Here is a 23889-nt window from a genome sequence, read left to right as displayed (position 1 = left end):
TCTAAAAACTGAAGTTTTTAGAGGCCATAACAAGGAGATGAAAATGAAGAGGCTTAAAAGATTTTTTAGAATGTTTTTTTATTTTGAAAAAATAGAGAAGGGCTCAATGTGGAGCAGCATCTTTTTTAATATAATAGAGGCACTGCGGCCTTTCTGCCTCCTCTATTTATCCAAAATAATCATTGAATCAGCAACGTCGCAAAGATTGCCGAGTGAAGTTTTAAGATCAACCATTATTCTTTTAACGGCATTTATGATTTTATCGATAATTTCAGGAATATTGGAAAAACGCTTTATGTACCATTTAAAATGTTTTTCTAAAAAGCATACTATGGAAAAAGCTCTTAAAATATTAAGATTAAATTTTGAACTTACCGAACAAAACGAATTTCAAAACGATTTAAATTCAATCAAACAATTTGAACGTTTTATAGTTTTTTCTCACGGCGATTTTATGAGAAAAACCGGAACCTCTGTAGGGGGATTTATAGGAGCAGGTATCGCCCTATATTTTTTTATAGGTCTTTTTAATTCCCAAGGATTTATGGGGCTTTCAGGAGCATTTATAAATTCAGCCTTTTTAATTCTTTTGATAGCCTTTAATATAATTTCTTTTTATTTGGCAAAATATATTTATAAAAAATTCGGAGACCATATTTCGGGAGAAGTCAAAAAAAGTGCCCGTTATATAAAATCTTATATGAATTTAATTTATGATTATAGGACGGGAAAGGATATTAGATTATATGATAAGGCCTTAGCCGAAAAATACACAGGCACCTATCTTGCAATGCAGAAAAGTACTCATGATTTTATGGCAAAGTTTTTTTCCCGTACTATAGGGTCAGCTAAACTCCTCGAAGGCTCTCTTTTGCTTTTAGTTTTCTTATTTGTAGGTTTAAAAGCCGTTTACGGTTCCATCGCCTTGAGTGAAGTCTTTTTTTTCATAGGAGCTATAAATGTTTTTTCGGCTCAAGTATCTGAAGCTATGGACGGATTAACTACTCTTGTTGCTTCAGATAAGTCCCGAGAAAAATTATTAAACTTTCTCGATATAGACGAAAAAAAATACTCAGGAAAACTTTCCATAAAAAAAGACGAGCCCATTGTGTTTGAATTAAAAAATATAAGTTTTAAATATCCCGATCGGGATAAATACGCTCTTAAGAATATAAACCTAAAAATAGATTCAAGTCAAAAACTTGCAATGGTCGGTAAAAACGGATCGGGAAAAACTACTCTTATAAAATTGCTTGTAAGGCTCTACGAGCCGACTAAAGGAGAAATACTTTTAAACGGAGTAAACATAAAAGAATATGATTATGATGAGTACATAGATGCGTTCTCAGTTGTCTTTCAAGACTTTAAATTATTATCGCTTAAATTAGGCGAGAATGTTTCCGCATCAAGTTCGTATGATGAAAAAAAAGTTGCCGATGCTCTTTCAAAAACGGGCATGGAAGCTTTTTATAAAAAGCATGGAGCCGAAGCCTATCTATATCAAAACTTTGACATAGGCGGAATTGAAGCCTCCGGCGGAGAAGCTCAAAAAATTGCAATGGCACGCGCAATTTATCACGGAGGCAAAATCTTTATTTTGGATGAACCTACGGCAGCCCTCGATCCTATTTCGGAAGCAGAGATTTATTCTCATTTTGATAATATAACTTCAAAAAATACTGCAATCTATATTTCGCACCGGCTTTCATCTTGTAAATTCTGCGATAAAATTGCCGTTATGGATGAAGGCAGTCTTGTTCAATACGGAAATCATAATGAGCTCGTTTCCGATATAAACGGCAAGTACTATGAACTTTGGAATGCACAAGCAAAATACTATCAAGAGGAAAAAAATACGATATAAATTTTACTAAAGCTTTGGCATTTTCTTAATTGATAAAATTTTCATTTGTTAGATGTATTTTTAAAAAATATTCTATCTCAATTCTTACACGAGATAAAAAATGTTTATCCAAGAGAGTTTCGGATAAGGAATTATAATCCGGGAAATGAAGATATAGATAAGGCATAGACAAAAGAAGAGTTTTAATTTCTGCATCAGAAGAATTTATTTTTCCGGTAAAAATACTTTTGAGCCTAAGAAGTTTTTCTTTTTCGGAAATTAAAAAATCTTTTATCGCTTTTTCTTTATCTGCATAATCATAGCTTATAAAATTTTTTTTATCATTATTTTTATTTATAAAACAAGATGCTTCATAACACGAATAAAAATCGTCTATGATTTTTTTTGCCGTATCAAAGCTTATTTTTTTTGAATTTAGCTCCAAACCTGATTGCCCTATATCAAAAAAGTTTTCTTTAGAAGCAAAAAGTTTTTTATAAAGCTCTCCGTAATTTTTTAAATTAGGAGAAGTAAAAGCAAGACTGCCGTTTTTACCCTTTTCAAAACTAAGCTTATTCGGAAACAAAGATTCTCCCGTGTAAAGACTTTTTATTTTGGAAATATCCGAAAATATATTTTTAACTTGATAGCTTAATTTTGAATGACTGAATCCCTGCCCCCACGAAAAATCCAAACCCGTGTGAAAAATAGGAAGACCGTCAAAAGCCAATCTTTCGGCAAGGGCTAAGGCAGCAAGCCCCACAGAGCCCATAGCTTCAAGTCTTAAAGGTAAAATATTTTTTTCTTTTAAAGCGTAAAAAAAAGAGCTTGCTAAGGAATCTTGAACGGAATAATCGGTAAAGAAAAAAGCTTTATTTCCATTTAACTTTACGATCAAAGAAGGATTAGCAGTAAGATCGGCAATAACTGGAATACCTGAGTCTGCAATACCGATAAAGGCTTTTTGAATCCAATATTGAGACTCAAGCAAAACTACAGCATCAGGTCTTATTTCGGGATAAAGCCCTGCAAAAACAGCATCGACTGCAAGAACAAAAAGCCTGTTCCTATTTTCTTTTATAAATTCAATGGAAGAATCAAGGGACGGCCCCGCCCCTATTACAATGATAGGCCTATTAATCGATTTTTCAATTAAAGAACCGAAACGAGAATTTATATTTAAAGCCGAAGTTTTATCGGAAGTCTTTGAAATAGACCGTAAAATTGAATAATAGTTTTTAAAAAAATTACGGGCATAATTTCTGCCGAATTGAATTAGTGTTAATCGGTTAATCCATATTTGCGAAATATATTGAGAGATAAAATCAAAGGCTTGAGAATAAAAGGTTTGATTAAAAGCCGCTCCGCCCGAAAAATCTATTCTTATAACGCGTCTAATTTTTTTTCCTTTAATAAAATCATCAAGCCGGTTTAATAAGATAGTTATCGAATCCGTTCCTGCATATAAGAATTTAGGATATTCTAAAATGTTTTTATCGATTTCGCTTTTTGAAAGATTCAACAACTCTTCATCAGCTTCCAGACCGAGAGCAAAAGAATCCTCCGGAAGTTTTTTAATGAGCTCTTTTAATCCGTATCCCAAAGCCGGAGATACACAAAGAACCAATGTTTCATTTTGAATTACAATAGAAGAAATTAATTGTAGGATATTTTTTTGCGGTGAGCGTTTTGAATATAAGTACTTTCCCTTGTATAAAACCGAAAAACCTGAGTCAATCGGAATTAGCTCAGGTTTTTCATTATTTGCAGTCATTATTATTTAAACAGGTTCCCAAAATTATCTTGGAATTTGGAATTTGTAAAAACATAATCCATAAAGGTTTTATGAGCAATAGGAAGAGGATAGTTCATACCCTGCATACTCATAATAGCCGCTATATGATAATATGGAAACCAAGCACCTGCTTGATTTTGGTAATCCTTTTTAGTGCGGTCAATAGTGTACTCATCAATTTCTTTTTCTTCTTCAAGAGTTAATACTGCAACTTCGGATCCCGCAAGAATCGGATCGGAAATTTCTCCGCTCTTTAAGGCAAAAGCTTTTTTAAAGAAAGGTTCATTTTTTTCAAGAGCTGCAAAAATACCTTGAGACGGAAGAGGCGGAAGAGAGCTTGCATTTCCGTAGTTTATGCCGAACAAGTTTGAAGTTTCAACAGTTAGAGTTGTTTCTTCAAAATCTTCAGCAGCCGTTTCAAAACCTGCGGTTCTTGCGGCTTCTGCAAATCTATTTGCAGTCTGAAGAACATAATCTTCAAGCATACCCTTTTCATTTCGGTTCATATAATTTCGAATATTTGAAATAAGGGCTTCGCTTTCAAAATCGGGAAGAGAAGGTGCTGCATTACATCTTACAATTCCGAACATTCCGTTTTGCATTAAAACAACGGGACTAAAATCGGAAGGCTTTAAAGCCAAAACAGCCTTAAGGTGCTCATTATCGGGGAAATATCTATTTATATCCGTTCGATAATTTGAAGTAATCTTTCCGTTGTCATCAGTAAGAGTTTTTGTTGCATTTAAAATAACGGCATCTTCAAAACTTACCTCTCCGCTTTTAAGCGAGGCCAGCATCTTCTTTGCTTCTTCTTCGGTAGGATAGCTTAATAAGGATAAATCATAACTTGTAAAAAGATCACTGTGTTCTTTTCCGTACTTTATGATTTCGGAAGAAGGATAAAGGCTCAAATTAAAAACAACATATTTAAAGCTTCTTTCTTTTTTTGCCATATCGACAATAAAATCCGTTTCCTTGGAAGAGGTTTTAAGCCCATACCCGCTTCCGTTTCCGAACAAATCTTCTATATAACGATTATCCTTAATGTATTTTTCAATTTCTTTTCGATATGTAACACGCGTAGTTTCGGGAGTGTTCTGATATTTGCTTTCGGAATAAACACCGTTTTCATCCAAATAATAGTTTATTAAATCCTTGTTTATACGGAATTGCGGAACACGGTATCCTGCACTTATAACCTCATCCTCCATAGCTACCTGCACAACAGCAGCCCTAAAAGCCAAATAAGAAATTTGCTGCCAAAAATATTCTCTCATTTGAGAATCTTCAGGCTCCATTTTTTGGCGTTCAACATAATTAGCCAAAAAGTGATATTGATCCACAAAAGGAGATGATGAACTGTTATCTATTCTTACCTTACCCCATTTACCGACGACTTTAAAACCTTGAGAAGCCCGATCCGTAATCATAGGAGCCGCAACGAAGGCAATTACTCCCAAAACAAAAACTATAATGCCCCCTATGGAAGCAGCAATCTTTTTTGAACTAGCCATATAAACCTCTAAAAATATAAATTTAGACTTAAAATAGAATAGTACCACTTATACAGCCCTTTTGTCAATACATCGGCGTACATCTGCGTACATCGTATCGGCGTACATGTGTACATAAACATCGGGCAAAAAAAAACGGAACCGATATAAACCGATTCCGTTTTGAGCTATTCAGGATTCGAACCTGAGACCCACGCCTTAAAAGGGCGTTGCTCTACCTACTGAGCTAATAGCCCATTTTGCATTTGCAACGGGGGCTATAATATCATAGGTATAAATAAATGTCAATACTAAATTAGTCAAAAAAACATATTTTTTGGAATTTTTAAGTAAAAAAATAATCTAACCGGGGATTTACCTCTCCAAAATTACCAGCCCATCGGGGTATTCATTCGGGTTTCCTTTTGTTTTAGGAAAATGTTCCGCAAGGATTTTTCCGCATTCTTCTACAGCCTTGCAAAAACTCTGCGTTGTATTCTTTGACTTTAAGCCGGAAGTTATTATGCCGCAAATGCCGCCCCATGTGTTTTGCTCAACTTTTTCGGCAATACCGGAATCTGCGATAATAAAGACCTTTCTTTCAAGGATAGAAACAAAGATCAAAATGCCCGTCCTTTGGACAGTCTTATAAATTCCACATTCCACAAAATGCCTTAAAGCTCTTGCATAGACTCTTGCTTCTTTTATTCTTTTTGGAATTATCAATCTATCGAGAGCAGGAATGTTTACAAGTAAAAAGAAAAGGAGCATCACAACCAAAACCCCTGACCCTATTACGGCTGTGAGAGTTTTAGGTGAAGGATACCAAAGTTTTGTTTCGAGCAAGCGCCAAATACCGTCTCCAAAATAAAGCATGGCAAAGAAAGAAATAAAGGCTAGGCAGACGGCGGCAAACATTTCTACAAAGGAGTAGGAATCGCTTTGAGGAATAACAGCCAAAGCAATTTCACCGTTTGTAGTTTTTTCCGCCTCTGCAACGGCATCTTTAATCAAATCCAAATCTTTAGGTTTGATATGTATTTTATTTAATATTCTATTGTTTTGCATAATTATCTCCATATTGTGTTCGAGGTTTATTCTATCATTTTTTAATAAAAATCACAAGTCTTGTAATTCTTGTTTAAAAAGGGTCTCATTCAACCGGCAGTTAAGTGCCGAGGTAAAGAATACTTGCGTATTATTTACGGCCCCGAATATTGCGAAAAAGAAAATTTAGACCGGCTAAAGAAAAGAGGCTTAGCAAAAAAAAGAGCCCTAGCCTTAAAGGAATTTGCCTTAGGCATAGAGGCTCTTGAACGCTTTGTAAAAAAAGAACCTTTAAGGCGTGTGCACGAAAGTGTCTTTGCCGTTTTAGCCCTAGAAAGCGAGCCAGTGGATCCTAGATTATAAGTTTGTCATAATCATCGCTTTTAACAGTTCCCTTGCCGTGGTTTCTTCATCGTAGGGCATGGTTCTATCTTTAAAGATGATGGAATTTTCGTGTCCCTTTCCTAAAAGGAGAACCGCATCGTTTTTACCGGCAAGGCTGAATGCTTTTTTGATTGCAGAAGGACGGTCTGGAATTATAAAAAGCTCTTCTCCTCTCTTTTTTTCGGGACAGCCTGCGGCTATCATTTCCAAAAGCTCAACGGAATCCTCGCCGCGAGGGTCTTCGTCTGCAAGAATTACGATATCGGAATATAGGGCCGCTATTCGCCCCTGCTCCGGCCTTTTTTTTACATCTCTTTCTCCGCCCGAACCGAAAAGGCTTATGACCCTTCCTCCCGATTTTTTTATGCGCTCTTTTATTGAAGGGAAAATTGTCATAAAGGAAGAAGGGGTGTGGGCATAATCGATGAGCACCTCAAAATCCTGCCCCTCATCTATCAGCATCATCCTTCCCTTTACGGGTTTTACAAGAGGAAGTTTTTCTATTATAAGCTCGATATCAAGTCCCGTAATTCTTTGTACGACCAAGACCGAGGCGAGAATATTTTTTACATTAAAGATTCCTGCAAGTTTTAATTCGCACCCATATTCTTTTTTAACAGAAAAATCGCAAAGCGTAAATTTAATTCCGGTTGAATACTCTTTAATATCCTTGGCAAAAAGGCCTCCATATTCTTCAATTTTTTTTAGATCTTTAAGCTCGGTGCTAAAAGGATAGACATGTTTTTTAGTTGCTTCCATAAAATAAGGAGCGGACGGGTCTTCATAGTTTACTATTCCGAATATGGGAAATCCTTTCCCTAAATTTTTATCCAGAGCTCTAAAAAGATTGGCCTTGTCATATCGGTACTGTTCGACGGTTCCGTGAAATTCCAAGTGCTCCTGAGTTACGTTCATAAAAACAGCTGCATCAAAGGCCACATCTTCAAGACGGGCAGTCCTCGGGGAAAGACCGTGAGAGGAGGCTTCCACTACGGCATAGCTGCATCCAGAATCCCTCATTTGAGCCAGACGCAGCTGGACTATGTTAGATTCGGGAGTGGTCTGATGTTCAGGATTCGGAATTACATTTCCGTCTATGGAATATTCAACTGTAGAAAAAAAACCGGCCTTTTTTCCGCAAAGGTTTAAAAGCTGAAAGATAAAAGAAACGGTACTGCTCTTTCCTTCGGTTCCGGTAACACCTATTACGCCTAGTGCCTTTGACGGCTCATCATAAAGAACAGAAGAAACCTTGGACATGGTTTTGCGCACATCATTCACCTGAATAAAACAAATTTCATCATAAGAATGATTATTTAAATCTCCCTCATAAAAAACACAAACGGCTCCGTTTTTGATTGCAGAATCTATAAATTTTTTCCCGTCGGTATGAATACCGGGAAGAGCAAAAAATGCAGCACCTTTTTTTATGCCCGTTTCATCGTCTATAACGGCGGGTACTATCTTCCTAGAATCATACTCTATAGAATTTATAAGGGATTTATATTTTCCAAAGAAATTTATAACTTCAATATCTTTGATACATTCTGCAATCGATTTTTTATATTCCATAAGAAAAAGTATAATTGATAAGTTGTAAATTATCAAGTAATATTGATATCTTTTGGGGAAAGGTTTTTAATTACACATTACCAATTAAAAAAGATACTCCCTTACAAAATTGCTGTAAGTGTGCTATAATACAATAAGTGAGGAAACTTCTATGAGTACTTTAAACAGAAAATATAAAGACTCGGTTTTTGTCGACCTATTCAGTGAAGACGAAAAGGCAAAAGAAAACTTTTTATCACTTTACAACGCATTACACGGCACAAATTTGCCGCTTTCATGCCCTGTAGAAAACATAAGGCTTGATAATGTCATGTACATGAACATTGTCAATGATGTTTCATGCCTTGTAGACGGTAAAATCATTGTATTGGCTGAACACCAATCTACAATAAATGAAAATATGCCTCTACGCTTTTTAGAATATATAGCAAGACTATATGAAAAACTACAAGCACCAACCGACAGGTATTTAAGAAAACTGTCAAAAATACCTACACCTGAGTTTTACGTTTTTTATAATGGATTAGACGATTACCCTGAAACTACGGTTCTAAAACTATCCGATGCTTTTATTACAAAGTCTGAACAGATACCGTTAGAGCTTGAGGTAAAGGTATATAACATAAACAAGAGTAAGAGAACGGAAGTATTGAGCCGTTGTAAAACCTTAGATGAATATAGTTTGTTTGTTAAAGAGGTGAGAACCCAAACTCAACTCGACAGCGAAAACGGTTTTACCAATGCGGTAAAAATATGTATAGAAAAAGGAATATTAAGAGAATATTTACAGCGAAAATCACGGGAGGTAATCAATATGTTAGTGGCAGAATATGACTATGATACGGACATTGCAGTACAGAGAGCTGAAGAGCGTGAAATCGCCTTTGCTGAAGGCATTGAGCAAGGAATTGAACAAGGGTTTTCCGATGGAGCTTACCAAACAAAACTTGAAACGGCAAAGCTTATGCGTATGCATAATTACCCCATTGCCGAAATTTGTACAATGACCGGTCTTCCCAAAGAAGAAATAGAGGCTTTATAAAATCAATATGATATGTCAATAACAATCCTATTGACTTTTTATGGGAGGTGTAATAAGCAGTTTGGCACAAATGTTGCCTCGCTGTTTATCTTATGGGAGGAATTATATGAAAAATAAGTTATTTGCCCTCTGGGTGCTTTCTGTTTTTATTTTTTTAAGTTCATGCGAGAGCCTTTCTTCTCCGGCACAGGCGAATGTTGCTTCAAATGACAATACAGTGAATAGCAATGCAATGCATGACAATGCACCGCATGATAATGCAACACAGAGCTCTATTGTAAAAGATATTCTCGCTGAACTTAACAGGGTAAGGCGCAATCCTAAAAAATATGCCGAAGAAGAAATTAAACCTCGGCTAAAATACTTTGACGGAAAACTTTATAAAGCTCCGGGGCAAATTCCTATATTAACAAATGAGGGAGCATCAGCAGTAAAAGAATGTATGGATGCTCTGATGAAGACAAAACCAATGGAGCTTTTAGAACTTGAAAAAGGCCTGTGTTATTCCGCCCAATGGCTTGCCGATGATCAAGCTGAAACAGGGCAAGCAGGACATTACGGCAGTGACGGTTCATCTCCATTTGACCGAATGAACCGTTACGGAAAAGTACTTATAACTGCCGGCGAAAACTGCGCATACGGTCCTAAGACAGGGAGAGAAATTGTAGCACAGCTTTTAATCGATGACGGAGTTGCGGATCGCGGACACCGCATAAATATCCTCAAAAAAGAATTTAAAAAGGCGGGTATCGGTTATAACGATAAGGGTAAAGCCCCCTACGGTGCCGTAAGCGTTATGGACTTTGCAGGGGACTATGTTTCAAAATAGGTTTTAAACCCCTTTACCGACGAGGCACATCCATTCGGCTTCGGCGGCAAGGGTATCGCCTACATAGGCCTTTCCTGCCTGCTTAATCATGCGCGGAGATACACGCAAGTTTGTAACTTCCATCCTGACCTTATCGCCGGGCTTAACCTGCGATCGGAACTTAACCTTATCGACTGTAGCCAAAAAGAATAAAGACCCCTCTTCCAAAATCTTTTGAAAACTCAAGGCAGCTCCTCCGGCCTGAGCCATTGTTTCGACAAGGATGACTCCCGGCACAACAGGGTATTCGGGGAAGTGTCCCTTAAAAAAGAATTCGTCTTGGGTAAAGACGTGTTCACTCACACTCCCGTTTTCGTCGGCACTGATAATCTCGTCCACAAACAAAAAAGGTTTTCTGTGAGGAATCAGGCTTTCAATATCTTTTGTAATGCTCATATACTTCTCCATTATTTTTTATATTCTCATACGTTTAGAAAGGTTTTACACGTTTTTTCATCCTGCATAATCTTACAAAATCTTACAAAATCTTGCGTAATTTTACAGAACATAAAGTCGTCTGCAATGGTCAACTCATCAAAACTTTTGAGCACCTTTTAACCTCTCAACACCTCGATTATACCATAAAACGGCTTATTTTTCAATCGTCAAGTATTTTATGTCAAGTATGTTAATTCGTTATAAGGAGCTTCGGTAAAACAACAGGAAGCCGGCCGGCCATTCCGACACCATTCCCACGGAAATCAATTTTGCTAAAAACTGCCGATAATGAAGGTATGGAAATAGAAAATATATTTGATTACTTTAACGACATCAAAATAATTAGCAATCACGACGGATATTTTTACAGCGTAAAGGAAGCTTTAAAAATATTACTACTTGGACTTCTTTGTGGACGTAAAAATATTAGAGAGATACACGAGTGGGCAACTGAAGATATTATAAAAGAAAAACTTCGTAAAGAATTCGGAATAGAGAAAATACCTTGCTATTATTGGCTAACCTGTCTACTTAAATTGATAAACATAGACTCATTAAACGAATGTTTTATGAATATGGCTGAAGCTCTTATCAAAGAATACGGTACAGAAAAGCCTCTTACAATAGCGATAGACGGAAAAACTATCCGTTCAACAGATAAAATGAGCAGCTATGAAAGTCCGCTGCACATAGTCTCTGCACAAGTTGCAGAATTTGGTATAACATTGGCACAAAAATGTGTTAAAGGAAAGACAAACGAGATACCTACGGTTCAAGCTCTTATAAAAACTCTTAATATAAAAGGGCATATAATCGTTGCAGATGCCTTAAATTGTCAAAAAGAAACGGCAAAAATCATAAAAGAGGGAAAAGGGGACTATTTACTGTCGGTAAAAGGGAAGCAGCCTTTACTAAAAACGGATATTGAAGAATATGTTCAAGATGAAATTTTAAGAAAACAAATGGAAACAGCTTGTAAAAGTGAAAAAAATCGTGAAAGAGTTGAAAAGCGAACAGCCTTCTGCACAACTAATTTAGGTTGGATGGATAATACAGATGAATGGGAGGGGTTAAGCTGTATTGGAGCTATTCATTCAGAGTTTAAGAGTAAGAAAGGAAAGAGTGATGAATGGCATTATTATATTTCGAGCAGAAAACTTACAGCTCAACAGCTATTGGATATAGCAAGAAAAGAATGGGTTGTAGAAACCATGCATTGGTTATTAGATGTTCATTTTAGAGAAGACTTTTGTCGGCTTTTAGATAAAAATCTACAACAAGCCTTGAACATAGGACGGAAAGTGGCGTTAAATTTGGTCTCGCGATACAAACAAAAAAATGCACCTAAATCTTCTTTGTCACACATTATGTTTAAAGCTCTCATGGATATATCCTTTATCAAAAAAATATTACAAAATTGATTTCCATGCACCATTCCGGCAAGCTATTGACATCTTTTATTTTTTAGGCTAAAGTAAAATTATGAATAAAAAAGCTGTTTTTGACGGACAATTTACTCTTTTTAATATTCCATACTTGTATGACGGGAACGGAATAAAAATGTCAACTATAGCTTACCCACCCCCCCCCATTTTCTCTATTAGCTATAATATCTCTAACAGATAGTTTTTTTAAAAATTCTTTTTCGTATATCGGCATCATCTCAAATCCAAACCGTATGGTCAATTTATTCCGGCTGTACGGTTTTTTTTATACATTAAGCATTTTTTTGTATGTATTAAGCATTTACGGAGGAGGTTTAATATGAAATTAAACACAGATTACGACGAAAAGTCAAATGAAAAGCCATTTGAACACTTTTCTAAGGACTTATTTGAAGAATTGCAAAAACATCCTTTCGGCAGTATGCCTAAAAGGGACTTGGACTGTTTGCTCTTTTTTCTTTTTGAAAAGCACGGCCTTTTAGAAGGAAAAAACAACAGAGAAAAGGCTCAAAATCTTCAAATAAACGAAACAAGGTTAAAATCCTACATTCTTGATGCAAATGCAAAGTACGGTAAGGATGAAAAGGCGGAAAATCTTGCTAAATTATTGAAGAAGATGGGAGACGAAACTAAGGTCGCAATTGACGGCGATTATTTGGTATTCCTTGAAGAAGACCCTGTTATAAAAGCCGACTTTGTTCAAAGTTTAAAAGATGAAGGCTTTTACACCGATTCAAGTTTTAATAATGAGCTTATAAAGGTAAAACTTTCAAGTTTTTTGTGCTTTGCCAAAAATAAGGGGTTTTTAAATAAAAAAGAACTTCTTGACATTGTAAAAAGCGATGAAAAAAGCACAAAAATGATCAGGCAATTTATTGACGAGAATAAGAGCGTAAAAGAAATGGGTTTAGATGTATTAAAAATCATACAAGCACAAAACGGCTTCGGCATAAGTACATTTATAAGCCTTTTTGAATACGGAAAAAACATCGTCAAGAATAAAATACATTAAAGGAGATAGGAGTTGATATGAAAATAACGAACTATGCAAAAAGAATTTTACCGGGAGCGGCACTCTTTATGCTGTTTATCGGTTTGTTTACAGGCTGTCCGCAAAAAGTTGAGGACAAAAAAGTTTCGGTAGAGGGCGTAACGCTCGATAAAACGGAACTTAACCTCGGGGTAGGCGAAAGCACTAAGCTGACTGCAACAATCAACCCTGCAAATGCAAGCAACAAAACAATAACCTGGGATTCGAACAAGCCTGATATTGCGGAAGTAGACCAAGACGGAACTGTAAGGGGTAAGGCCGAAGGCAAGGCCGTAATTAGGGCAACTACGCAAGACGGCAACAAGACGGCAAGCTGCACAATACAGGTAAAGTTTATACCCGTAGAGAGTATAACACTCAATACAACGGCACTGGAACTTCTGTCGGGAAAAAGCTCTAAACTGACTGCAACAATCAACCCTGCAAATGCAAGCAACAAAACTATAATGTGGGCTTCGGACAAGCCTGCAATTGCGGAAGTAGACCAAAACGGAAATGTAACGGGTAAGGCCGGAGGTACCGCCGTAATTAGGGCAACTACGAAAGACGGTAACAAGACTGCAACCTGCAACATAAAGGTAGAAAAAGGAGCAATCCTTTATCTTAGCCCCGATAAAAAAGAAATTACTATTTACGACAAAACCCTAAACAGTGGTGATATAACTGTGGCAGGATGTGAAGAAAACGAACCACTTAGTTCCGGAGTTCAAACCACCCTAACCGCAACCGGCGACAGGGTTATCTTAAAAGGGGATATCACAGAACTGTACTGCACGGATAATAAGCTTACAGAGCTGAATGCGCAGGGGTTAAATAACTTAAAAATGCTGGTCTGCAACAACAATCAGCTTACAAAGCTGCATGTGCAGGGATTAAATAACTTAACATATCTGAATTGCGCCATGAATCAGCTTAAAGAGCTGAATGTGCAGGGGTTAAATAACTTAAAAACTCTGCGCTGCTACAACAATCAGCTTACAAAGCTGAATGTGCAGGTTTTAACTAACTTAAAAGAGCTGTGGTGCTACAACAATCAGCTTGATAAAGCTGCTTTTACACAACTCTTTAACGATTTACCTAAGAAGAAGACCAACGAGGATGCACAGTGCGTTCTTTATGCCGACATAAGCGGCATTACCGAGGGTAACTATACGGACTTTACCCCGGACGAACTGCAAGTAATCAAAAACAAAAAATGGAAGCCATTGAAACAAATCGGCCACCAATTTTATGAAACCGCAGCTATTTAATAATTTGTAACAGGTTATAACGGATAATTCACCGGTTGGTTAAATCGGTAATTATCCGTTATTCTTATTCCCTTATAAAAATTTAAAAAATATGATATAATAAATCAATGAGCAACGGTTAATTATACATTAAAAATTGCCGAATAATTTTAAGGGGATAGAAAATGACCGGTATTAGAAGACTGCCTATAGGCGTTCAAAGTTTTAAAGTTATGCGTAATGACGGCTTTGTTTATGTAGATAAAACCGAATATGTGTTAAAACTTGCAGCTGAAAGCCGTGTATTTTTTTTAAGCCGCCCGCGAAGGTTCGGAAAAAGCCTTTTTCTTTCTACCTTAAAGGCTTATTTTTCGGGTAAAAAAGACCTTTTTAAAGGACTTTATATCGAAGACGAGGAAGAAAAGCGGGCCGAAAGGGAAAAAACCGAAGCGTGGGTTGAACATCCCGTTCTATACTTGGATTTTAATGCTTCAAAATATGAGACAAGAGAAGATTTGGAAGCTCTTTTAAACAATAGGCTTTGTATTTGGGAAGAAACCTATGGGGAAAGGTCATCCGAGACTACTTTTCCTGAGCGTTTTATGGGAATTATAAGAAGAGCTTACGAAAAAACCGGTAAACAGGCGGTTATCCTAGTGGACGAATACGATAAGCCCCTCCTTGAAACTATGATTATAAATGAGTCCCTAAATGAAGAATACCGCCGTATATTAAAGGGCTTTTACGGAGTCATTAAATCCTGCGATGAATATATCCGTTTTGCCTTTTTAACGGGGGTAACTAAATTCAGCAAGGTGAGCATCTTCAGCGATTTAAATAATTTGCGGGACATATCTCTGGAAAAAGATTATTCATGTATTTGCGGTATTACTGAAAACGAATTGATACAATCCTTTAAACCCGAAATTGAAGAGTTGGCGGTCAACCGTAACCTAAGTTATGAGGAAACTCTTGCTCTTCTAAAAAAGCGTTATGACGGATATTTTTTTCATCATGAAGGAGAGAGCGTATACAATCCCTTTAGTTTGCTTAATGCCCTTATAAAAAAAGAAACGGGCTCTTACTGGTTTGCAACAGGAACCCCCACCTTTTTGGTTAGAACCTTACAAAAGCAAAAAGATATTTCTATCCGCGATATTTTAGAAAATACCGAAATGGGCGAAAATGCCTTACAGGATTACCGTCCCGATATGAATAACCCGATACCGATTCTGTTCCAATCGGGCTATTTAACCATAAAAGATTATGACGAGAGACTGGGCTTGTACAAACTCGGCTTTCCGAATGATGAAGTAAAATACGGTTTTTTAGATAATCTTGTGTCGGCCTATACTTCAATCCCAAAGGATTCAAGCGGTTTATTTATAGGCAATTTTGTCAGAGACATTGAAAAGGGAGATACCGAATCTTTTATGAAAAGGATGTACACAGCCTGTGCAGGCCTTCCTTACAGTTTAGCTTCAAAAGAAAATGTGCAGATGAGGGAAAGGGATTATCAGATAGCCTTTTATATAATCTCTAGTCTGATGGGACAATTTGTTCAAACGGAGGTAGTAAGCTCAAAAGGAAGGGCTGACTGTGTGGTTCACACGGATGATACGGTTTATGTCTTCGAGTTTAAACTGATGAATTCGGGCACACCTAAAGAAGCTATCCGGCAGATAAGAGAAAAAGGCTATGCTGAACCATATAAGGCGGGCGGAAAAAAGATAGTCCTAATAGGAGCGATGTTTGCCGACGGTATCGATGAAGGAACTGCCGGCACTTGGGAAGCGGAAACCTTATAACCGGCCGGCCGGCCGATCAAAAAAAAGTTACTGATAGTTGACTAAATCCTTATTTTTTGTATAATGTTAGCCGTTGATGACAGTACCGGCGCTTTAATAGGCGGCTGTCCTTATTTTTGTCAATCTCATAAGGAGTCTATTTATGAACAACAAGTTGGCTTTAAAGGATCTAATCAATATAGGTATTTTTACCGTTATTTATTTTGTAGGACTTTTTGTAATAGGCATGCCATTAGGTCTTGCGATTATAACCTATTTAGCATTCCCCTTTACCGTAAGTTTAGTTTTAGGAATTGCGGTAATGTTTTTACTTGCAAAGGTGCAAAAACCCTTCGCCCTTTTTATCTTTGCAGCAATTCCCGGATGTCTTATGACCCTCACTGGACACACGCCGGTAGTTGCAATCCACTCACTTATTGTTGCAGCCCTTGCAGAAATCGTACGCAAAATATTCGGTTATAATACGGCAAAGGGAAGCATCGCAGGATATTCGATCATGTCGCTGTGGCTTTGCGGAGCGTTTTGGCAAATCTTTATTTTAAAAGATCAATATTTTGCTCTCACCGAAAAAATGATGGGAACCGAATATGCAATAGGATTAACAAGTCTCCCATGGTGGATTATGCCGATACTCTATATTACGGCATTTTTAGGCGGACTACTCGGCGGGCTTTTGGGTAAAAAAGTTTTAAAGAAACACTTTGAAAAAGCAGGCCTTCTGTAATTAAAAGCAGACTTTCTTTAAAAAAATTGAATGAAAAAAAAAGCAATCTTGGTTCTTGATCCGCGGACAAAAATATTTTTAGTTCTGGCAATGGGAGCATCTATCATAATTCTTGTTCCCATATATGTAGAAATTTTAAGTGCCGCTCTTTTAGCCTTTTTATTTGTGATGAACAGGCAAGTTAAATCGGCAATAAAATTGATGGCGGTCTTTTTATTTCTTGCCGGCCTCACCTATCTGCCTCAAGATATTCCCGGCGTTACAAGTATTGTAATGCCTGTAGGTTTTATTGTCCGCAGATTTATGATGCCCATTGTTGCCGGAAACTATTTAATTTCTTCAACGCCTGTCGGTCTTTTGATGAACGCTCTTGAAAAATTAAAACTGCCTTTTTCACTTGTGATAACTATTGCAGTTATGTTCAGATTTTTTCCGACCCTTAAAGAAGAATACGGCAATATTAAAAATGCAATGAAAATGAGGGGAATCGGTCTTAATGCGGTAAATGTAATCAGTAAACCTATTTTGACACTTGAATATATGATGGTTCCCCTCCTTTCATCCGCTTCAAGAATCGGAGATGAACTTGCTGCTGCGGGACACACCAAGGGCGTAGACGCTCCGGCAAAAAAAGTACGCTATAAAACCTCCCGCTTTACGGCGGCAGATGCTTTTATTTTTCTTTACATAATAGCGGTCTTTATCGCTGCAGGAATAACGAGGATACATGCATAATGGAAACGGCAGTCAATCTTCAAAACCTCTGTTTTAATTATCAAGCCTCTGAAAATATGGATCAGCCAGACACAAAAAACTTATCCGCACTAAACGATATTTCCATTTCGATAAAAAAAGGAGAATGTATTTTACTTACAGGAATTTCCGGCTGCGGAAAAACAAGCGTGCTGCGCACAATAAACGGTCTGATTCCAAACTATTATGAAGGAAAACTTTTAGGCTCCATTGAAGTTTTGGGAGAATCGATAAAAGAAAAACCTATTTACGATATTTCAAAAAAAGTTTCTACGGTTTTCCAAAACCCCAAATCCCAGTTTTTTAATTTGGATACCACTTCTGAAATTCTTTTCTTTCTTGAAAACATGGGAACGCCTTTTGAAAAGATGCATCAAAGGCTCAACTTTATTTCGGAATTTTTGAATATTAAACATCTGCTTGACCGGAATATTTTTAATCTCTCAGGCGGAGAAAAACAGATGATTGCTATAGCCTCAGCTCTTGCTGCCGATACGGATATCATCGTTATGGATGAGCCCACATCCAATTTGGACTTATATTATATAGAAAAAATAGCTGAAGTTATTAGTCTTTTAAAAAAGTCGGGTAAAACTTTAATCATAAGTGAACACCGCCTGTATTTTTTAAATGAACTTATAGATCGGGCTTTTTTAATAAAAGAAGGTAAGCTTGAAAAAGAATTTTCTCAACAAGAATTCCTTGCTCTTTCGGAACAAAATAGAAAAGAATTCTTGCTTCGTCCCATAACAATGAACAAAAATGTTTTTAACCGTTTGGAAGATTCGGATTATATGCAGGTGCAAAGCTCGGAAACTATCCGTAAAAATAAAGAAGATAAAAATACGGAAGACACAAAATCGGCACATCTGACTGTAGAAAATTTATTCTATCGTTTTAAAAAAGAAAAAAACGATTTTCTCCGTGTGCAAAATTTAAAAATGGAATTCGGCAAGGTTATCGCTCTTACCGGAAAAAACGGTCAAGGCAAAAGTACATTTGCTCAATGTCTTACCGGCTTACTCAAAGCAAAAAAAGATTCCGTTCTATTAAACGGAAAAAAGATTAATGCCGAACGGCGGCTTGAGCTTTCGTACATGGTATTGCAGGATGTAGGCTATCAGCTTTTTACCGAAAGCGTTGAAGATGAAATAGCTCTCGGTAAAAATAAAAAGATTAAACCGGAACAAAACACTAAAGCTGAAAATAAGGAAGAAAGAGCTCCCGATGTTGAAGCTATTTTAAAGGCGATGAATTTGACGGAGCTAAAAGATAAGCACCCACTAAGTTTGTCGGGAGGACAAAAACAACGTGTTTCGATAGGAGCTGCTATCAGTTCAGGTGCGCGTATTATCATCATGGATGAGCCGACCTCAGGAATGGATTACTTTCACATGAAAGAAACGGCCAAGCTGATTAATTCGATACGATCTAACCAAACTCTTATTTTAATTATCAGTCATGACTTTGAATTTTTAAGTCTGGTTACCGACGAAATAATTTTAATGGAAAAAGGAGCTGTGATTTCTCATTCGGAATTTACAAAAGAAAAAGCCGAAGAGGTTTTTAATTATTTGAAAAATGAAGTACTTAATTAGGAGTTAATTCAATTCCTAATTATGAATTAGTTATAGGAGGCATGATGTTAAAGAATTATTTTGCGCTGTCAGACAAGGGAGCGCGGGATCTAAACAAGGCGGTAGCTGTTACTACCTTCGGGAATTTGTTTTTGATTGTTCCGTTGGGACTTTCATTTTATGCACTGCAGGAACTTTTAAAGCCCATTCAAGGCGGTTCCCTTGCAGCTTTTAATCCGTGGATTTATCTAGGGATTTGTGTACTGATCATTATTGTGCTTTTTTTAATTGAAAAACTCAAGTACCGCAAAACCTATACAACTTGTTATGACGAGTCGGCTAATGTGCGTATTTCCCTTGCAGAAAGTATCAGGAAGCTGCCTCTCTCGTATTTCGGAAAAAAAGACTTATCGGATTTGACGGCAACGCTTTTAAACGATGTTGCTACAATGGAACACGCACTAAGCCACACGGCATCCGAGTTATTCGGAGCGGCAATTTCAATTATTGTATCGGCGGCAATGCTTGCTCTTTTTGATTGGCGAATGACGATTGCTCTTTTCAGCTGTTCCGTTTTCGGATTTTTGCTTGTATACTCATCACGCAAACAAGCCCGCCGTTATGCAATTAGAATTAACACAGTACTGCTCGGCGTTTACAATTCCATTCAGCAAATGCTCGACAATATCAAGGTGCTTAAATCCTCCGACAAAAAAGAAAGCTATGTACAAAAGGTAAAAGACGATATTGCACACAGCACAAAGGAAGCGGTTAAGGCCGAATTATTTGTCGGCTCGACTATGATAGGTTCCATCATAATTATCCGCTTCGGATTTCCGTTGGTTATTGCAGTCGGGGCGGTTTTGTATGCACAAGGAAGTCTCCCGCTTTTTACCTACCTCGTCTTTTTACTGATTGCCGGAAGAATTTTTGAACCCCTTACCGCCGTTTTTATGCTGCTCGGCGAGTTTTTCCACGCACGCACGGCAGTCGAACGCCAAATGGAAATCATAAACTACCCCAAGCAGAAAGGAAGCGAAACTTTTAACCCCAAGGGCTACGATATTCAATATGACAATGTTTCGTTTTCATACAATGATAATGCAAGCCGCGATACGGTAAGCAATATCAGCTTTACTGCCAAGCAGGGAGAAATCACTGCCCTCGTCGGACATTCAGGCTGCGGCAAGTCAACAATTGCCCGTCTTGCAGCCCGCTTTTGGGATGCCGCTTCCGGCACGGTGAGTGTGGGCGGCACGGATGTTTCTACCGTAGACCCTGAAACCCTTTTGACTGCTTTTTCAATCGTCTTTCAAGATGTAGTGCTTTTTAATGACACAGTCTACAATAATATCCTTGTCGGGAATAAAGACGCTGCAAGAGAGCAGGTTCTTGCCGCCGCAAAGGCTGCAAGGTGCACCGACTTTATCGAAAAACTGCCGCAAGGTTATGACACGGTAATCGGCGAAAACGGTTACACGCTTTCAGGCGGAGAAAGACAGAGGCTTTCTATAGCCCGTGCTCTTTTAAAAGATGCACCTATAATCCTCCTCGATGAAGCGACGGCAGCCCTCGACCCCGAAAACGAAACCTTAATTCAAGAAGCATTGAGCAAGCTCGTTAAAAACAAGACAGTTATAGTCATCGCTCACCGTTTAAGAACAATCGAGAATGCCGATAAAATCGTTGTTCTCAAAGACGGAGCGATAGAAGAAATAGGTACACATGAAGAGTTGATAAAAGGAAAGTCATCGTATCCAATGATGTACAAACTACAAAAGGAAAGCGAGTCATGGTCGGCCTAACTCGCAAATATGCGGGCATCTGCGTTGTCGCTACGCAAAAATAAATGCTCAACGTACAAAAAGTACGTCTCCGCTTTATTTTTGCTAGGCTCCTAGCATCTGCTCCGCCTATTTGCGAGCTAGGAGAAGCCTCTTGTCAGAACCGCCAAGGAGGGCGGTGGATAATTCAATTCCAATTACGAATTATCCGTTACAAGTTACAAATTATTTTAAAGGAGTAATACTATGAAGACAAATGAAGAAAAAAAGAAGGCTAAAAAGGAAAAGCAGGCGGGGGTTGTAAGCCGCATTCTCTCTTATGCGGGGAAGCATAAACCCTTTATCTATGTGTCGCTTTTTTTATCGAGCTTGAGTACGGTTGCACTGCTTATTCCGTATGCAGTTGTATTTTATGTTATGCGCGATATTATTTCAGCTTATATGTCGGGTGTGCCGATCGATATAAACCGGATGATTTTTTACGGAGCGGCGGCTCTTATTTCCGCTGCAGCAGGTTTCCTTTTGTACTTCGGTGCTCTTATATGTTCGCATATTACCGCATTCAATTTAATGGGGAATATGAATATGCGCTTGGCGGAAACATTTGCCCGCCTTCCGGTCGGCTGGCACACATCACATGCAAGCGGTTCTGTGCGAAAGGTATTTGAAAAAAATGTCCATTCGCTTGAAGGTCTTATTGCACACATGCTGCCCGATGTCGTACAAAATATAGTTAGTCCGATTGCCGTTTTGTTTTTGCTTTTCTTTTTTGATTGGCGATTCGGCCTTATTTCATTTTTGACACTTGTTATCGCCTTTGTTCTTCAAGGTGTGATGATGGCAAAGGGCAAAAAAATGGGATTTATGGAAAGCTATGAAAACTCACTTGAAAAAATGAACAGTGCCGGTACGGAATATATCCGCGGTATTTCGGTTATTAAAACTTTTAATCAATCGGTACACCGCTTTAAGGATTTTTACAGTTCGATTATAAACTACCGCGATAATGTTTTAAAGTATACCGTTGCTTGGGAAAACGGCTTTGCAGTTTTTCTTGCTCTATTAAAAGCGGGCTTTATCTTTTTGGTTCCCGCCGCATTTATCTTTGCCGGAACGGCAGGAAATGGCGAGCCTTATGCAAAGTTTTTGTACGGTTTTATTTTTTATCTTTCTCTTTCGCCTGTTTTATTTAATATGATGATAAAAATCGTGTATGGTTCAACTTTAAATCTTCAAGGAGGAGATGCCCTCAACCGCATTGAAGCTATCTTAAATGAAAAGCCCGCCCCCGAACCGGAACATTCGGTTATGCCGAAAAAATTCGATATTGAGTTTAAGAATGTTGTATTTTCTTATAAAGAAGAAGGAACACAAGAGACTCAAACTGCCGAACAGTCTTTTAAAAAGGCCATCAGCGGCATATCGCTTAAACTTCCCGAACATTCGTTGACTGCTCTTGTCGGACCTTCTGGCGGCGGAAAAACCACCCTCGTCAATTTACTCGGACGCTTTTGGGAAGTCGATTCCGGAGAAATTACCGTCGGCGGCGTAAATATCAAAGATATCAAAACAGATGACCTCATGCACCTTATCAGCTTTGTGTTTCAGGAAAATAAACTTTTTAATGAAAGCATTTTTGAAAATATCCGCTACGGTAAAAAAGATGCAACACGCGAAGAAGTCCTTGCAGTACTGCAAAAAGCAGAGTGCATGGATATTATCGAAAAGCTGCCTGACGGAATAGACACGGTATACGGTACTAAGGGAATATACCTTTCCGGAGGAGAAGCACAGAGGCTTGCGATTGCCCGCTCCCTTTTGCATGATTCTCCGATTATTGTTCTCGATGAGGCCACCAGCTTTGCCGATGCAGAAAACGAACATAAAATCAAAAAAACATTAAGTCAATTACTTAAAGACAAAACGGTAATAATGATTGCTCATCGTCTTTCTTCAATTGTCAATGCAGATCAAATCTGCGTTATCAATGAAGGCAAAATTGAAGAGACCGGAACTCATGCAGAGCTTTTAGCAAAGACCGGCATGTACAACAGCATGTGGAACAACTTCCAATCGGGCATAAGCTGGAAACTGGCTGCGGGAGAATAATTACTAAGCTGAACTGCTGCAGCAATGAGCTTGTCTCGCTTGATGTCCGCGGTTTAACTGATTTGCAGGAACTATACTACTGGGAGAATCGGCTCACTTCATTGAACCGGCAAGGCTTATCCCATTTATGGTTCCTGCACTGCGATGATAATAGTAACCCCTGCTTGACATTTTTAGTTCTTTTTAGTAACATTGTTCTTAATTAGTAGAATGGTTATTACAAATATGGACAACTATAAAGGAAAAATATTAGCCGATAAGGATGAGCTAAACACACGGGCAAAGATTTTACGCGCTGCAAAACAGGAGTTTTTTACCAACGGCTTTGCAGATACTAACGTGCGTGCCATTGCAGAAAAGGCGGGGGTTACGACAGGGGCGCTGTATAACCTTTTTGATAATAAGGACTGCATATTCGAAGCTCTTGTAAGCGGCGTATTTGATGAGTTATTGAACACCATGGCACACAGCGATCTTCTTGAATCGCAGAACTTCGGTATGAAAACGAGCGACCTTTCCGCAATTACGGAACTATCGCAACATCGGTTCTTGCGAATGATAGATTTTTTTTACGATAATTGGGATGCGATGAAATTGATTGTCTGCTGTTCGAAGGGAAGTTCTTACGAGCATATTTTCGATAAGGCAATCGATATAACTGAAAAAGATACCTTTCAATTATTAAAACTCGACGGCGTTAAAATGTCGCGCCGTATACGGTTTTTTATTCATGTCATGGTAACATCCCATTTTGAAAATTTAAAAGAGATCTTTTATCATAATTTGAAAAAATCGGAAGCGGTGAAATATGTGCTCGACTTTAATGTATACCATTGTGCCGGCTGGAAACAATATTGGATGGAACAAGTGAAGGAATAACGGAGATGGAAAAACAAGACAAAACATATCAAGACGCGAATCCGGCGG

General features: G+C 37.9%; 20 protein-coding genes and 1 tRNA gene. 14 read left to right on the top strand and 7 right to left on the bottom strand.

The window, feature by feature from the left end; all coding sequences use genetic code 11:
- Nucleotides 1-43: 43 nt before the first annotated feature.
- Nucleotides 44-1864 (top strand): ATP-binding cassette domain-containing protein, encoded by a 1821-nt coding sequence (locus tag E4N74_RS02080; RefSeq protein ID WP_255818681.1) that lies wholly within the window; start codon nt 44-46, stop codon nt 1862-1864.
- Nucleotides 1865-1889: 25 nt separating this feature from the next.
- On the opposite strand, the gene E4N74_RS02075 is transcribed toward E4N74_RS02080, so the two are convergent.
- The 4 genes from E4N74_RS02075 to E4N74_RS02060 all read right to left on the bottom strand — a co-directional run bounded on the left by E4N74_RS02075 (nt 1890) and on the right by E4N74_RS02060 (nt 6199).
- On the bottom strand, nt 1890-3617 hold the full coding sequence (locus tag E4N74_RS02075) for a 6-hydroxymethylpterin diphosphokinase MptE-like protein (RefSeq protein WP_255818679.1): 1728 nt from the start codon (nt 3615-3617) through the stop codon (nt 1890-1892).
- 2 nt (nt 3618-3619) lie between these two features.
- Entirely contained in the window at nt 3620-5152 is a 1533-nt protein-coding gene (locus E4N74_RS02070) for a peptidyl-prolyl cis-trans isomerase (RefSeq protein ID WP_255818677.1), read from the bottom strand.
- A gap of 163 nt (nt 5153-5315) precedes the next feature.
- A tRNA-Lys gene (locus tag E4N74_RS02065) sits at nt 5316-5388 on the bottom strand.
- A 118-nt stretch (nt 5389-5506) separates the two neighbouring features.
- The gene (locus E4N74_RS02060; RefSeq protein ID WP_255818675.1) at nt 5507-6199 is read right to left on the bottom strand and encodes a TPM domain-containing protein; all 693 of its coding nucleotides are present in this window, start codon (nt 6197-6199) and stop codon (nt 5507-5509) included.
- 69 nt (nt 6200-6268) lie between these two features.
- Between E4N74_RS02060 and E4N74_RS02055 the strand changes: the two genes are divergently transcribed.
- Nucleotides 6269-6541, top strand: coding sequence for a hypothetical protein (locus tag E4N74_RS02055; protein ID WP_044978838.1), 273 nt, complete (start codon nt 6269-6271; stop codon nt 6539-6541).
- Here E4N74_RS02055 and E4N74_RS02050 read toward each other — a convergent pair.
- On the bottom strand, nt 6536-8134 hold the full coding sequence (locus E4N74_RS02050) for a UDP-N-acetylmuramoyl-L-alanyl-D-glutamate--2,6-diaminopimelate ligase (RefSeq protein WP_255818673.1): 1599 nt from the start codon (nt 8132-8134) through the stop codon (nt 6536-6538). The two genes, E4N74_RS02055 and E4N74_RS02050, sit on opposite strands and share 6 nt — an antisense overlap.
- Before the next feature lie 151 nt (nt 8135-8285).
- Between E4N74_RS02050 and E4N74_RS02045 the strand changes: the two genes are divergently transcribed.
- The gene (locus E4N74_RS02045; RefSeq protein ID WP_255818671.1) at nt 8286-9176 is read left to right on the top strand and encodes an Rpn family recombination-promoting nuclease/putative transposase; all 891 of its coding nucleotides are present in this window, start codon (nt 8286-8288) and stop codon (nt 9174-9176) included.
- 232 nt (nt 9177-9408) lie between these two features.
- On the top strand, nt 9409-10005 hold the full coding sequence (locus tag E4N74_RS02040; protein ID WP_420832873.1) for a CAP domain-containing protein: 597 nt from the start codon (nt 9409-9411) through the stop codon (nt 10003-10005).
- A 3-nt stretch (nt 10006-10008) separates the two neighbouring features.
- Here the strand turns inward: E4N74_RS02040 and fabZ are convergent, their stop codons facing one another.
- Complete coding sequence (fabZ, locus tag E4N74_RS02035) at nt 10009-10440, bottom strand: 3-hydroxyacyl-ACP dehydratase FabZ (RefSeq protein ID WP_044978834.1); 432 nt, start codon at nt 10438-10440, stop codon at nt 10009-10011.
- A 26-nt stretch (nt 10441-10466) separates the two neighbouring features.
- Nucleotides 10467-10595: a hypothetical protein gene (locus tag E4N74_RS02030; protein ID WP_255806636.1), complete on the bottom strand. Its 129-nt coding sequence runs from the start codon at nt 10593-10595 to the stop codon at nt 10467-10469.
- A 183-nt stretch (nt 10596-10778) separates the two neighbouring features.
- Between E4N74_RS02030 and E4N74_RS02025 the strand changes: the two genes are divergently transcribed.
- The 10 genes from E4N74_RS02025 (at nt 10779) to E4N74_RS01980 (ending at nt 23841) form a co-directional block, all read left to right on the top strand.
- Nucleotides 10779-11903 (top strand): ISAs1 family transposase, encoded by a 1125-nt coding sequence (locus tag E4N74_RS02025; RefSeq protein ID WP_255817784.1) that lies wholly within the window; start codon nt 10779-10781, stop codon nt 11901-11903.
- 343 nt (nt 11904-12246) lie between these two features.
- Entirely contained in the window at nt 12247-12939 is a 693-nt protein-coding gene (locus E4N74_RS02020; RefSeq protein WP_255806002.1) for a hypothetical protein, read from the top strand.
- Nucleotides 12940-12956: 17 nt separating this feature from the next.
- A complete protein-coding gene (locus E4N74_RS02015) occupies nt 12957-14228 on the top strand; it encodes an Ig-like domain-containing protein (RefSeq protein ID WP_255818670.1) in 1272 nt (423 codons plus the stop codon).
- A 164-nt stretch (nt 14229-14392) separates the two neighbouring features.
- Nucleotides 14393-16015 (top strand): ATP-binding protein, encoded by a 1623-nt coding sequence (locus E4N74_RS02010; protein ID WP_255818669.1) that lies wholly within the window; start codon nt 14393-14395, stop codon nt 16013-16015.
- A 142-nt stretch (nt 16016-16157) separates the two neighbouring features.
- The gene (locus E4N74_RS02005) at nt 16158-16739 is read left to right on the top strand and encodes an MptD family putative ECF transporter S component (RefSeq protein ID WP_044978831.1); all 582 of its coding nucleotides are present in this window, start codon (nt 16158-16160) and stop codon (nt 16737-16739) included.
- Nucleotides 16740-16769: 30 nt separating this feature from the next.
- On the top strand, nt 16770-17474 hold the full coding sequence (locus E4N74_RS02000; RefSeq protein ID WP_255805999.1) for an energy-coupling factor transporter transmembrane component T: 705 nt from the start codon (nt 16770-16772) through the stop codon (nt 17472-17474).
- On the top strand, nt 17474-19090 hold the full coding sequence (locus E4N74_RS01995) for an ABC transporter ATP-binding protein (RefSeq protein ID WP_255818668.1): 1617 nt from the start codon (nt 17474-17476) through the stop codon (nt 19088-19090). Before E4N74_RS02000 ends, E4N74_RS01995 begins: the two co-directional genes overlap by 1 nt.
- Nucleotides 19091-19134: 44 nt before the next feature.
- Nucleotides 19135-20874: an ABC transporter ATP-binding protein gene (locus E4N74_RS01990; RefSeq protein WP_255818667.1), complete on the top strand. Its 1740-nt coding sequence runs from the start codon at nt 19135-19137 to the stop codon at nt 20872-20874.
- Nucleotides 20875-21099: 225 nt separating this feature from the next.
- A complete protein-coding gene (locus tag E4N74_RS01985; protein WP_255818666.1) occupies nt 21100-22962 on the top strand; it encodes an ABC transporter ATP-binding protein in 1863 nt (620 codons plus the stop codon).
- A 225-nt stretch (nt 22963-23187) separates the two neighbouring features.
- Entirely contained in the window at nt 23188-23841 is a 654-nt protein-coding gene (locus tag E4N74_RS01980) for a TetR/AcrR family transcriptional regulator (RefSeq protein WP_255818665.1), read from the top strand.
- Nucleotides 23842-23889 lie beyond the last annotated feature (48 nt).

Source organism: Treponema putidum (assembly GCF_024401155.1).
GTDB lineage: Bacteria > Spirochaetota > Spirochaetia > Treponematales > Treponemataceae > Treponema_B > Treponema_B putidum.
This window is presented reverse-complemented; position numbering and strand designations above follow the sequence as displayed.